Raw genomic sequence first — 12,183 nt, 5'->3', positions numbered from 1 at the left:
ATAGCATTAAATTGATCGGGAACTATTTGCCTTTGGTCAGGTCTACATGCATAGAAGCAATATCAGCCCCAAAGAAAACCGAAGCATGTTCATCAAAGGTTTTGGGATCCCCAGAAGTGTAGAATGCCTTTTTTGAGGCGAGTTCGAGTTGTCTGGTCATTTCGGGATGTCGTTCCAGATAATCCTTTAGGCTATCTGCTACAATCTCTCCCTGCCCCAATACTCGGATTGAATTAGGCACCACATTATTGATCTTGGGAATGAGCAGGGGATAATGCGTGCAGGCGAGCAGCACGCAATCAATCTGATCATTTTTTTCCAGTAGCTGATCGATGTACTTCTTTACAAAATAATCAGCACCAGGTGCAAGATGTTCATTGTTTTCCACCAAGGGCACCCACATTGGGCAACTTTGCTGATGTACTTCAATTTCCGGAAAAAACTTATTGATCTCCATCAGATAGGATTCGGAATTCACCGTCCCTCTTGTACCCATCACACCAATCTTTCCGGTCTCTGTATACTGACCAACCACCTCAGCAGTAGGCCTGATTACACCGAGTACCCTTCGGTTCGGATAGTTATAGGGAAGTACGTTTTGTTGGATTGAGCGCAATGCTTTTGCCGACGCCGTATTACAAGCAAGGATCACCAATGGACAGCCTTGCTCAAATAGCCATTCTACGCAATCCAACGTGTAGTGGTATACCGTTTCAAACGAATGGTCACCATACGGCGAACGCGCGTTGTCACCAAAATAAATATAGTTGTACTCAGGCAGCTTTTCCGCTATAGCCTTAAATACAGTCAGTCCTCCATACCCGGAGTCGAAGACACCAATTGCGTTTTTATCGTTCATTGCAAATGAAAACGGGACCAGGTTTGATCACCTGGTCCCGCAATTTAAAGATTTTTCTGCAATCCCCTCAAGAGGGCAACGCATATTACAAATGAATTATTTTTTCGGAGCAGCCGGAGCTGGAGTTGTTGTGGCAGTCAAAGGAATACCCAGTTTTGTTTTTACCAGATTAGTGATGTCTTCTCCCCCGTCCCAGTAAACCAATGCCTGATTGGCAGTATCAAACACGTAAGCATAACCTCTTTCTTTAGAAACTGCTTTAATGGCTGCATCAGCTTTTACCTGAATAGGATTGAACAATTCAGCATTTTTTGTTTCCATTTCCTGTTGAGCTTTAGTTCTTGCATCAGTGATGCGTTTTTCTAAATCCTGCAGATTTGCACCCATCGTTTGTAATTCCTTTCCTACTACATCTTTGTTGGCCTCACTTAATGTTTTTTCTTTGTCTTGTGCTTGTTTGTACAGACCTTGGTACTCATTGATCATTTTCTCAATATCAGCAGTCTTAGTTTTGTTTAAAGCTTCAAGGGTTTCTTTGGCTTTTTTAACTTCAGGCATCGCATCAATAATTACCGCTGAATTTAAGTGTGCCAATTTTTGTTGTGCATTTGCGATGTTAGCAGTAAATAATAATGCTCCTGCTACAAAAAATGCGTTCATTAACTTTCTCATCGTATTTCTCTAATTGTTTTTTAGTATATTTTACTTGTGTGTATTACTTGATTACTGTACCTGGTTTATATCCTAATCTGGTGATCACATCATTGCTCACATCATAAGTACTGCTAGCATAGATCATCATTGTAGCTTCGCTACTTTTATCAAAGATGAAATCCAGCAATTTGATCTTAGCAACCTCAGCAACCGCTTTGCTTACCTTGGCCTGAATCGGGTTGAGTAGTTTAGTCCGGTTCTGAAAAAGTTCACCCTCCGGGCCGAATATCCTGCGCTGGAATTCCTTAGCCTGCTTTTCCTTTTCTATGATTTCATTTTCACGTCGCTTGCGCATGTCCTCAGTCAGCAGAACCTGATCAGCCTGATAGGTTTTATACATCTTGTCAATCTCCGTAAAATTATTGTCCACCTGTTGCTGCCATTGCTCAGACAATACGTTCAACTGGCTCAGGGAGGATTTATATTCCGGCAGATGTTTCAGGATGTATTCCGTATCCACGTAGGCAAACTTCTGGGCAAACGCACCCATTCCTGTAAATAACAAAAGGCAAATTAAAACGTACTTTTTCATTTCTTACAATTAATTAGTTAAAGCCACCCAGTTGCTGAGCGATGCTGAAATGGAACTGACCTTTGTTCGCATCCGGCAAACCGGGAATCTTATCAAATCCATATCCGTAGTCTATTCCCAACAATCCGAATATCGGTAAAAATATCTTTGCACCCAAACCTACGGAACGTCTGACATTAAAAGGATTGAAATCACTGAATTTGTTCCAGGTATTACCACCCTCAGCAAAAGCAACCACAAAGGCAGTAGCTTGCTGACTTGCAATAACAGGGTACCTCAATTCCATTACATATTTAGTGAAAATAGGACTTCCTGAATTTTGGGCAATTGATGAATTGGCTCCAGCAGGTATTACCGTATTATTTGCATAACCACGCATTGCAATCAATTCTGATCCCTGTAAAAAGTCAAACCCTTGCATACCGTCTCCACCTAATTTAAACCGCTCGAATGCAGATTGTCCTACCTCCTGGTTGTACAAACCAAGGAAACCAAACTGCGCCTGCGCTTTTACCACCATCTTACCAACTAATCTCTGGAACCACTGCGACTCAAATTTCCATTTGTGGTACTCCGTAAACTTATAACGTTGTTTATCGGAAGCTGTTGCGTAGTTCAGATTATTTAATAATGAATATGGAGGTGTAGCCTGGATCGTGAATCTGAAATAAGAACCTTCTGTAGGGAAGATCTGATGGTTTCTTGAATCCCTGCTCAGTTCCTGCGTCAAGTTAAAGTTGTATGAAGTTCCACTGCTGAACAAATATCCAGGATAGTTATTCAGGATGTATTGTTGTGCATTTACCGCATAACTCAATTGGAAATAGTTATCCGGGAAGTTAAGTCTCCGGCCCAAACTTACGGTTACGCCATTCAAACGGATTTTCTGAAAATTAGCACTGGTTCTGTCAGCACCATTAGACTGCAATGAAGTAAATGCGCTCACGCCAAAACTAATTGGTTTCTTGCCACCTAACCAGGGCTCGGAGAACGAGAAGCTGTAAGACTGATAATACTTACCATTAGTCTGTCCCCTTAAACTCAGTTTTTGTCCGTCACCTTTCGGCAATGGTTTATAAGCGTCCAGGTTAAACAAGTTCTTTAACGAGAAGTTATTAAAGGTAAGCCCCAATGTACCGATGATGTTACCACCACCGAAACCACCAGACAATTCGATCTGGTCCGAAGGTTTCTCTTCTACGGTATATTCAATATCTACCGTTCCATCTGCCGGATTTGGCTTTGGAAGGGGATTTGTTTTCGATTCGTCAAAGTTACCCAGTGCACCGATCTCGCGCACACTACGTACTAAAAGCTCCTTGGAGAATTTCTCTCCCGGTTTGGTTCTCAGTTCGCGCAATACCACACGGTCATTGGTAATGGTATTTCCCTTCACTGTGATCCGGTTATTGGTATATTGAGGACCTTCAGCAATACGCATTTCAATCTCAACAGTATCATTATAAATCCTGGTCTGTACTGGCTCAATCTGGAAAGTCAGGTAACCGTCGTTCAGGTAAACGCTGGAAACATCATCTCCATTTGCACTTCCCCTCAGTTTTTTCTCTAATTTTTCCTCGCTGAAGACCTCACCTTTTTCAATGCCCAATACCCTTTCCAAATCCTGGGTAGTATATTTTGCATTTCCTGCCCAGGTAATATTACCGAAGTAATATTTTGGTCCCTCGTAAAGATCTATTTTAATACCTACAGCTTTATCGCTGTACTGATACACGCTGTCTTTCAAAATAGTCGCGTCACGATAGCCTTTATCCTGCATCTTCGCGATCAGTTTCAACTTATCTTCTTCATACTTCTCCTTGTTGAATTTACCCGAGCCAAAGACTTTGTAGAAAGCCTGTTGCTTAGTCTTCTTCAAAAACTTGCGCAGTTTAGCCGAGGAGAAGTCTTTATTTCCTGTGAAATTGATCTCATGGACTTTCACTTTTCTTCCCTTATCAATAAAGACTTCCAAAATCATCCCATTTTCCATGTTTGGATCAGGCTTGGTCTTAAAATCAACTGAAGTAAAGAAATAGCCTTTTTCAAGGAGGAATTTCTTGATCGTTGTGGTTGTCGAATTGTATAGATTGTCGTTAATGATGGACTTGCCACTTTTTTCGTTCAGCTTTTCCAGGATGTCCGTACGCTGTGATTTGCTTACACCATTGATTTCAAATGAAGCAAGTCGTGGACGTTCCACAACTTCAATATCAAAGAAAACAGAATCGCCTTCGATTTTAGTAATGTCTAGTTGGATGTCGTCAAACAGGCCCTGTGCCCATAAAATCTTGATCGCATTTGAGGTCGCTTCCCCGGGAAGGGTAATGCTCTCTCCTTTGATAAGCTTAGAAAGCGTAATGATCACATCTTTCTCTACGAATTTACTTCCAGTAAGTGTTGTACCTCCAATGATATACTCTTTTGGGTTGAAATAGTCCAGGTCCAGCCCATTTACTTTTAAGCTTGGGGGCGTTAGATTTGGCTGAGGGCGTGTGATCTGTGCCATTGATGGTAACCCGATCAATAACAATAATATAAGTTGGTATATCCTTTTCATTTACAATCTAAAAATCGATGCTAAGTTAATTTAAACACATGTTAAAAAGTGTTAAAAGTAAAATTAGTTCAATTGTTCACTAATTTTGCCGAAGCGGCGTTCGCGTTTTTGGTAGTCTACAATGGCTTCAAAAAGATCTTCCTGTCTGAAGTCCGGCCATAACTTATCGGTGAAATAAAGTTCTGTGTAAGCCATTTGCCACAACAGAAAATTACTCACTCGGTGTTCTCCACTGGTACGGATCATCAGTTCCGGATCCGGCATACCCACCGTAGTCAGTTGGGCAGCAAAGTTTTCCTCATTGATCTCTTCCACTCCTAGCTTTCCGTCTTTGACCATTTGTGCCATTTTTTTAGCAGCATCGATGATTTCCCATTTAGCACTATAGCTCAGTGCAAGGGTCAGCGTACAACGGGTATTTTGAGCTGTTTTATCCATTGCACTTTTCAGGTCATCTATACATTTCTGAGGCAAAGAGGCAATATCGCCAATTGCATTCAAACGGATGTTATTTTTCGTCAGGGTTGCAGTCTCCTGGTTGATCGTTGAAATCAGCAATTCCATTAACGCATTCACCTCTTCAATCGGCCTGTTCCAGTTTTCAGTAGAGAAGGCATAGACAGTCAAATGTTTAATGCCAATGTCCGCGCAGCCTTCCACAATATCCTTTACAGAAAGCACACCGCTTTCATGTCCAAAATGTCTGAATTTCCCCTGATTTTTTGCCCACCTTCCATTGCCATCCATGATGATTGCAATGTGTTCCGGCAAACGTGTAACGTCAATTTGTTCTTTAAATCCCATCAATTATGTGCAAATATGCCTAAAATGTATAACATTTTTGGGACACAAAGGTATAAGATATGCCAATACCTACAAACATATACGTATCTCTTTTTCTAAAATCCCCTCTTTGTGTCCCGGAAGCCCCATATCCAGGAATAGCAGAAGGATCCGCTAACCGCATTCTAATCGGTAAATTACTATCCGAAGGCCAGTTAGCACTTCCCGCATCGGGATAATTCCGGCTCACATCATCCAGATAATCCGTGTAGGCAGTACGATAACCGATCTGGGTAAATAAACCCCAATTTTCTTTCATTCTGAATTTCATGCCCAGTCCGTAGGGAACCGAAAGGGCGTAGTTCCTGTAAAGCTCCGCCTGTCCTTCAGTTTGGTAAAAACGCAAGCGGTATTCTTCATTTCCTAACACCGGATCATTTGGATATTTAGCTTTCGGACTAAAAAACACACCTCCTATACCTGTAAAAACATACGGTGTAAATGCCTTTCTCCCCCCTCCGGCAAAATATTCCAGGAAGTTGAAATCCAGCTGCAGGCTAACCTCATTCAAGGCTGTATTAAAATTCAACCCGCGGTCCCTGAATTGCTGATTGCTGGATTTCAGGTCGTCTGCCTTGATCTTGCCATAGCCATAATGCAGACCGAGCGCCCAATAGGGATCAAAATTCAATTTGACATAGCCACCGGCAGCTAGCCCGCTCAATTTAAGCGGTTTGTCCTGGTTAAGATCACCGATATAACCTGCACCACCAGCAAATGCACCCAGTTCAAATGTCTGGGCATTCGACGTCCCAATTCTCCATAACGAGAGGATAAGGAAGCAATATATTAGTTTCTTAACCGGCATTTTAATAGTTACGCGTGTCTATACCCCACAATAGTTTATTCCTTAACGTTGTCAGGTAGCTTTCATTGTTCAACCGGATCAGATTGATATGGAAAGCCGCCTTATTCAAAGTAATCTTCACCGAACGGTCTACAGTTACTGTTCTCGAATCACAGGAGACCAGAAACTTAGCACTCCTTGCTTCAACTTCAAAAGTCAAAGATACATCGTCTGGAATAATTAATGGCCTGACATTCAAGTTGTGCGGTGCGATAGGCGTGATGACAAAATTTTGCGAACTGGGGTAAATGATAGGACCTCCACAGCTCAATGAGTAGGCTGTCGATCCTGTAGGCGTCGCAATGATCAGCCCGTCAGCCCAATAAGAGTTCACAAACTCATTGTTCATATAGGCATGAATGATCATCATCGCCGAATTGTCTCTTCTGTGTATCGTGATGTCATTCAAAGCGAAATTCTCATCTCCGAACAATCCGTGTTTGGATTCGAGTGTCAATAAGCTCCGTTTGTCCAGCGCGTATTCTTTATTCTGCAGAGCATGTATTGCGGTCTTAATCTCATCCTTATTGATACTCGCCAGAAACCCGAGCCTTCCAAAGTTAATTCCAATGACCGGAATACCCGAATCCCGGATCAGCGATAAAGTATCCAATAAGGTACCATCGCCCCCAAGGCTCACCAATACGTCTGCATGATCAACTAAATCCGCATGCCCGGTAAACACCTGTGTATCTGTAGGGAGTTTGATTTTATCTTTAATGAAGTCCAGGTATTTTTTATAGACAAAGACAGGACACTTAGATTCTTCAAGGACATTGAAAACTTCCTGCACATAGGGCAATACACTGTTGTTGAACTCTCTACCGTAGATTGCAATCTTCATTAAATGGTTTGGTTTTCTTTAAGGGGATCAGACATTCAAATAATTCATAAACGAATTATATCGGTCTTCTGTTCCATTGTCCGATGTGGTTGTATTAAAAACAGCTTTAACCTGATAATTATACCGCTCAAAAGAGGATACGATACCCGACAAATCAGTTTTGTTTATTTTTAAGGTAACTTCCAGCTTGGTAGAGTCGGGAAAGGACTGTACATAAGAAGACAGCACCTGTGCATTATCAGCCTCTACAATCTGCGCCATATGGGCCAGTGAATTGTTCCTGTTTCCGATCTCCAGCACAATGATCCCCCCTTGTTCTTTAACTGCATAGATCTCAGATGTATATTCCAATAGGTTATTGATGGAGATCAGACCGAGATAGTTCTTTTTATAATCAAGAACCGGCACTACCGACAAACGCAACTGATGAAATAAGCGGATGATGTCATAGATGTGCGCATCTTCGTAAACAAATGGATTGAGTAACGAAAGTGCCAGACTACCGATAGCCTGACTTCCGTCTTTCACTTCTATCAGTTCCTCTTCTGCCAGCAAACCCAGAAACTGAGTCTCATTAACAATGGGCATATGATACAGCTTGAACTCAGTCATGCGCTCCAAAGCTTTCTGAACCGTATCAGAAGTCTTTAGCGGTGGAATCGAGTTGGATATGAGTTCAGATGCCAGCATTTATTTCAATAATACCCTGTTTAAAAATTTATCTAAATAACCATTGAAAATCTCCGGTCTTTCCATCATCGGCGCATGTCCACATAAATCTACCCAATTCAATTCAGAATTCGGCAAAAGTTCATGAAATTCCTCTGCCACTTCAGGTGGTGTTACTTTATCTTGTTTGCCCCAAATCAGCGAAACGGGAATTGTGATCTTTGAAAGGTCTTTCGACATGTTGTGGCGGATGGCCGACTTGGCCAATGCCAAAATTCGGATTACCCTCGAACGTTCGTTCACCGTCTTGAAAACTTCGTCTACAAGTTCTTTAGTTGCCGTAGCGGGATCATAAAAAGTAAATGCGACTTTCTCCCGAACATATTCATAGCTCTCTCTTTTAGGGAAAGAGCCGCCAAATGCATTTTCGTAAAGGCCAGAACTTCCGGTAAGTACCAAGGCTTTCACGTTTTCCTGATGGGCAGTAGTAAAAACGAGACCAACGTGTCCGCCTAATGAATTTCCGATCAGTACAACCTGACCGAGTTTTTTATGCTTAATGAACTTATGGATGTATTTAGACAGGCTTCTTACACCAAGCGTGAGTATTGGAAGCTCATAAATCGGCAATATCGGCACCAGGATATGATACCTGTCTTTAAAATAGTCAATCACATCTTCCCAGTTACTCAGCTCCCCCATCAAACCATGAAGTAATACCAGGGTTTCACCTTTTCCAGCTTCAATATATTTAAACCCATCTTCTTCTATTACTTCGTATCTCATGTTGAATGTTATGTAAGGTATGCTACTAAGTTAGTAGACTAAAATTAATTTAATGTAATTTAAAATATTATTTTTAAGAAAACCGCTGAATCACCGATATGTCACACAATTTATGCCAATTGTGTTTTCACAATTTCGGCAATCAGCTTTCCATCTGCCTTACCGGCCAATTGCTGATTGGCTGCCCCCATCACCTTACCCATTTCTTTCACCGATGTAGCCCCGCTGCGCTGAATAATATCGGCGATCACCGCTTCAATTTCTGCGCGGTCCAGTTGTTTTGGCATATAAGCCGAAATCACTTCAATTTCTTCTTCTTCAATCTGGCTCAGATCAGCACGTCCTTGTCCATGATAAATATCTGCCGATTCTTTACGCTGTTTGATCAGCTTCTGAAGGATCTTCAATTCTGCTTCCTCAGTAATTTCTTCCGATGATCCTTTTTCTGTTCTGGCCAGCAGCAATGCGGCTTTAATGGCTCTTAACCCTCTTAATTTGGCCTGATCTTTAGCCAACATGGCTTGTTTGATTTCCTGATCTATTGTTGTTGATATCATATCGGTTCTATTCTATTATTTTCTATTGATGATTGTTCCGGTTGCCTGTGCTGTCGGCATAATGAGCATGTCGTTGATATTGACATGTGCCGGTCTGCTTACCGCAAACCAGATCGCTTCTGCAATGTCATTCGCCATTAATGGATCGAGTCCATCATATACTTTTTTCGCTCTGCCTTCATCTCCTTTGAAGCGCACTTTCGAAAACTCGGTTTCTACCATGCCCGGATTGATCGCCGTAACCCTGATGCCATGTGGCAAAAGATCTATTCGCATCCCCTTATTTAAGGCATCTACCGCATGCTTGGTCGCACAGTAAACATTTCCATTCGGATATACTTCCTGGCCGGCAATGGAGCCAATATTGATGATATGCCCTTTTTTCTGAGCGACCATCCAGCTGGACACGATCTTTGTAGTATATAACAATCCCTTCACATTGGTATCGATCATCGTATCCCAGTCGGCTATACTTCCTTTGTCTATCGGATCCAAGCCCTGGCTCAATCCTGCATTGTTAATCAACACATATACCTTCTTCCAGGAAGCAGGCAGTGTTTCCAGCTTATAAGAAAGGTCTTCCTGATCCCTTACGTCCGCAACAATGCGTTTCACGGCAACCGCATACTTATCTTCGAGCTGCTTGGATGCCTGTTCGAGCAGTTGCTCCCTTCTGGCCAATAAAACGAGATCATAACCTTGAGCAGCAAACAAATGTGCACAGGCTGCCCCAATACCTGAAGTAGCGCCTGTAATCAATGCAATCTTCGACATGTGTGTATTCTATTTAGCTAGCAAAGCTATAAATTTTTAAAGCCTTTGTACTATTCAAAAAATAAACTGAATGTAACGTGACGCAGCATCAGTTTATCTATAGGTGTGCTATACCGATGAAGGGGTTCATCTTTCAGTACACTGTTCAGGGAATAGGATAGTTTTATTTCTGGCGACATTTTGAAGTATTCAAAGTAGAGATCGAATCCAAGGCCCGCCTCATAGGACAAAAAGCTACGCTTGTTATTGACCAGCTTTTCAGCCGGATCGGTCACCAGGTCATTATTGCTTTTTTTCTTCGACGAGATGTCCACCGAATATTTCCCTCCCCCGATAACATATGCCCTGAAATTATTTCTCCGGTCAGATTTGAGTTTAAATCCAAGGGGAAATTCCACCATCGTTGCCGAGGTTTTCTTCTCCACATCCATATTTGGATTCGTATACTGGTAAGATAAGATCCTGTCGTTGAACACCAGCACCGGAGTAAACCTCAGGTCGGCATTTTCGCTGATCCGCTTGTTGACCACAAATCCGATCCCAAATCCTGGTGAGGATTTGGAAGAAACAGACCTCAGTGTAAAGGAATCAGGTCCCAGTTCCGGATCAAAAAAAGGTGCCCGCCAGTCCGCCGTTTTTAAGATCTTATACTCAGATCCCACATATTGAAAGGTAAAACCAAAATGAATGTCATCATCATCTACTCCTCCACCCCAATTTTGGGCGCTGGCTGTAAAAAATCCAGACAACAGCAGGACGAGTAGGTTGATCTTTAGCTTCATTTGATCCCGGTATAAATGGCACTGATACCAAATGTAAGCCGCCTGTCTTTAGTATGTTTAAAGCCCACCTTCTGCATTAAGGAAAGAAAAGCGTCCCCATCAGGAAAAGCTGCCACCGACTCCGGCAGGTATTCATAGGCGCGGTGATCTTTGGAAAATAATTTCCCCAGCATTGGCGTGATGTGCTTAAAATAAAAATTATAACCTTGTTTCACAGGAAAGGCCCTGGGCTTAGAAAATTCAAGGATGACCATTTTCCCGCCTGGCTTCAGCACCCTGTACATGTCTGCAAGCCCTTTTTCGAGGTTCTGGTAATTCCTTACCCCAAAAGCCACGGTAATTGCATCAAAATGATCATCATTAAAGTGCAAGCCTTCAGAATCGCCCATTTGGACTGAGAAAATGTGCTGCAGGTCCCGTTCCTGGATTTTTTTGCGGGCCACATCCAACATCCCTTCCGAAATGTCTACGCCAATGATCTTTTCGGGCTGAAGGATCTTAATCGCTTCAAAAGCGAAGTCGCCAGTACCTGTAGCGACATCCAGCATGATCCTTGGCTGTATGGATTTGAGCTCCCTGATCGCCTTTTTACGCCAGATGATGTCTATTCCCAGCGACATGAAATGATTTAAAAAATCATAGGTGCCAGAGATATTATTGAACATGCTGGCCACTTGTTCCTTTTTGCTCGCAGTAGGAGATTGGTATGGTGTGATGTTTTCGTTCATGGTATGGCGCAAAGATAAGTATTGTTGAAAACTAATTTTCTACCTTTGTCAAATGATTATAAAATCAGCAACATTTATTTGCAGCAACACCAAGGTTTCTGCACTTCCTGTGGCGAACATGCCGGAATATGCTTTCATCGGACGTTCGAACGTAGGAAAATCTTCCCTGATCAACATGCTGGTCAACCAGCATGGACTGGCAAAAACCTCCCAAAGACCTGGAAAAACGCAATTGATCAATCATTTTCTCATTAATGAAAAATGGTACATTGTCGATCTGCCGGGCTACGGCTATGCGAAAGTCTCCAAAAGCAGCAGGGAAAAATGGGAAAAATTCATCAGGAACTACATTACCAAGCGCGAAAGCCTGCAATGTGTTTTCGTATTGATCGATAGCCGTTTAGAGCCTCAAAAGATCGACCTGGAGTTTTGCTGCTGGATGGGCGAGATCCAAATTCCCTTTGCCCTGGTATTTACCAAAGCAGATAAACAGTCCACCGTTAAGACCGACCAAAATGTCGCGGCTTTCAAAAAAGCACTCGGCGGCTGGTTCGAAGAAATCCCACCTTACTTTGTTACTTCTGCAGAAAAAAGCCAGGGAAGAGAAAAGGTATTGGAGTTCATCGAACAGGTCAATCATGATTTCGTGATGCCTATCCTCACTTCAAAAGAAGACTATCAACCTTAA

Annotated in this window: 14 protein-coding genes; 1 reads left to right on the top strand and 13 read right to left on the bottom strand. The window is 42.3% G+C overall.

The window, feature by feature from the left end; genetic code table 11:
* Nucleotides 1–22 precede the first annotated feature (22 nt).
* From murI to ubiE, 13 genes are all read right to left on the bottom strand, one after another.
* The gene (murI, locus tag WAE59_RS17490) at nt 23–859 is read right to left on the bottom strand and encodes a glutamate racemase (protein WP_337857255.1); all 837 of its coding nucleotides are present in this window, start codon (nt 857–859) and stop codon (nt 23–25) included.
* Nucleotides 860–955: 96 nt separating this feature from the next.
* Nucleotides 956–1,531, bottom strand: a complete 576-nt coding sequence (locus tag WAE59_RS17485; RefSeq protein ID WP_337857254.1) for an OmpH family outer membrane protein — start codon at nt 1,529–1,531, stop codon at nt 956–958.
* Nucleotides 1,532–1,574: 43 nt separating this feature from the next.
* Entirely contained in the window at nt 1,575–2,105 is a 531-nt protein-coding gene (locus WAE59_RS17480; protein ID WP_337857253.1) for an OmpH family outer membrane protein, read from the bottom strand.
* Nucleotides 2,106–2,118: 13 nt separating this feature from the next.
* Nucleotides 2,119–4,614 carry an outer membrane protein assembly factor BamA gene (bamA, locus tag WAE59_RS17475; RefSeq protein WP_337857252.1) on the bottom strand — a complete coding sequence of 832 codons (2,496 nt, stop codon included), beginning with the start codon at nt 4,612–4,614 and terminating at the stop codon, nt 2,119–2,121.
* Between the two features lie 114 nt (nt 4,615–4,728).
* Complete coding sequence (locus WAE59_RS17470) at nt 4,729–5,469, bottom strand: isoprenyl transferase (RefSeq protein WP_337857251.1); 741 nt, start codon at nt 5,467–5,469, stop codon at nt 4,729–4,731.
* Between the two features lie 19 nt (nt 5,470–5,488).
* The gene (gene porG / locus WAE59_RS17465) at nt 5,489–6,316 is read right to left on the bottom strand and encodes a type IX secretion system protein PorG (RefSeq protein ID WP_337857250.1); all 828 of its coding nucleotides are present in this window, start codon (nt 6,314–6,316) and stop codon (nt 5,489–5,491) included.
* 1 nt (nt 6,317) lies between these two features.
* On the bottom strand, nt 6,318–7,199 hold the full coding sequence (locus WAE59_RS17460) for an NAD kinase (RefSeq protein ID WP_337857249.1): 882 nt from the start codon (nt 7,197–7,199) through the stop codon (nt 6,318–6,320).
* A 27-nt stretch (nt 7,200–7,226) separates the two neighbouring features.
* Nucleotides 7,227–7,889 (bottom strand): CBS domain-containing protein, encoded by a 663-nt coding sequence (locus tag WAE59_RS17455; RefSeq protein ID WP_337857248.1) that lies wholly within the window; start codon nt 7,887–7,889, stop codon nt 7,227–7,229.
* Complete coding sequence (locus tag WAE59_RS17450) at nt 7,890–8,654, bottom strand: alpha/beta fold hydrolase (RefSeq protein ID WP_337857247.1); 765 nt, start codon at nt 8,652–8,654, stop codon at nt 7,890–7,892.
* Between the two features lie 110 nt (nt 8,655–8,764).
* On the bottom strand, nt 8,765–9,211 hold the full coding sequence (locus tag WAE59_RS17445; RefSeq protein WP_337857246.1) for a GatB/YqeY domain-containing protein: 447 nt from the start codon (nt 9,209–9,211) through the stop codon (nt 8,765–8,767).
* 15 nt (nt 9,212–9,226) lie between these two features.
* On the bottom strand, nt 9,227–9,985 hold the full coding sequence (locus tag WAE59_RS17440) for an SDR family NAD(P)-dependent oxidoreductase (RefSeq protein WP_337857245.1): 759 nt from the start codon (nt 9,983–9,985) through the stop codon (nt 9,227–9,229).
* Between the two features lie 50 nt (nt 9,986–10,035).
* On the bottom strand, nt 10,036–10,767 hold the full coding sequence (porT, locus tag WAE59_RS17435) for a type IX secretion/gliding motility protein PorT/SprT (RefSeq protein WP_337857244.1): 732 nt from the start codon (nt 10,765–10,767) through the stop codon (nt 10,036–10,038).
* Nucleotides 10,764–11,495: a bifunctional demethylmenaquinone methyltransferase/2-methoxy-6-polyprenyl-1,4-benzoquinol methylase UbiE gene (gene ubiE, locus WAE59_RS17430; RefSeq protein ID WP_337857243.1), complete on the bottom strand. Its 732-nt coding sequence runs from the start codon at nt 11,493–11,495 to the stop codon at nt 10,764–10,766. The genes porT and ubiE overlap by 4 nt, the downstream gene beginning before the upstream one ends.
* 52 nt (nt 11,496–11,547) lie before the next feature.
* On the opposite strand from ubiE, the gene yihA reads away from it, so the two are divergent.
* A complete protein-coding gene (gene yihA, locus WAE59_RS17425; protein WP_337857242.1) occupies nt 11,548–12,183 on the top strand; it encodes a ribosome biogenesis GTP-binding protein YihA/YsxC in 636 nt (211 codons plus the stop codon).

The sequence above is a fragment of the Pedobacter sp. GR22-6 genome, assembly GCF_037402555.1.
GTDB lineage: Bacteria > Bacteroidota > Bacteroidia > Sphingobacteriales > Sphingobacteriaceae > Pedobacter.
Note: the sequence above shows the minus strand (reverse complement) of the source record. Positions and strands in the feature narration are given on the sequence as shown.

Bases quoted from the DNA above. Each gene is read 5' to 3' on its own strand.
- yihA (WP_337857242.1), top strand. From the start codon at position 11,548: ATGATTATAAAATCAGCAACATTTATTTGCAGCAACACCAAGGTTTCT.
- WAE59_RS17470 (WP_337857251.1), bottom strand. From the start codon at position 5,469: ATGGGATTTAAAGAACAAATTGACGTTACACGTTTGCCGGAACACATT.
- WAE59_RS17460 (WP_337857249.1), bottom strand. From the start codon at position 7,199: ATGAAGATTGCAATCTACGGTAGAGAGTTCAACAACAGTGTATTGCCC.
- ubiE (WP_337857243.1), bottom strand. From the start codon at position 11,495: ATGAACGAAAACATCACACCATACCAATCTCCTACTGCGAGCAAAAAG.
- porG (WP_337857250.1), bottom strand. From the start codon at position 6,316: ATGCCGGTTAAGAAACTAATATATTGCTTCCTTATCCTCTCGTTATGG.
- WAE59_RS17455 (WP_337857248.1), bottom strand. From the start codon at position 7,889: ATGCTGGCATCTGAACTCATATCCAACTCGATTCCACCGCTAAAGACT.
- porT (WP_337857244.1), bottom strand. From the start codon at position 10,767: ATGAAGCTAAAGATCAACCTACTCGTCCTGCTGTTGTCTGGATTTTTT.
- WAE59_RS17445 (WP_337857246.1), bottom strand. From the start codon at position 9,211: ATGATATCAACAACAATAGATCAGGAAATCAAACAAGCCATGTTGGCT.
- murI (WP_337857255.1), bottom strand. From the start codon at position 859: ATGAACGATAAAAACGCAATTGGTGTCTTCGACTCCGGGTATGGAGGA.
- WAE59_RS17485 (WP_337857254.1), bottom strand. From the start codon at position 1,531: ATGAGAAAGTTAATGAACGCATTTTTTGTAGCAGGAGCATTATTATTT.
- WAE59_RS17450 (WP_337857247.1), bottom strand. From the start codon at position 8,654: ATGAGATACGAAGTAATAGAAGAAGATGGGTTTAAATATATTGAAGCT.
- WAE59_RS17440 (WP_337857245.1), bottom strand. From the start codon at position 9,985: ATGTCGAAGATTGCATTGATTACAGGCGCTACTTCAGGTATTGGGGCA.
- WAE59_RS17480 (WP_337857253.1), bottom strand. From the start codon at position 2,105: ATGAAAAAGTACGTTTTAATTTGCCTTTTGTTATTTACAGGAATGGGT.
- bamA (WP_337857252.1), bottom strand. From the start codon at position 4,614: ATGGCACAGATCACACGCCCTCAGCCAAATCTAACGCCCCCAAGCTTA.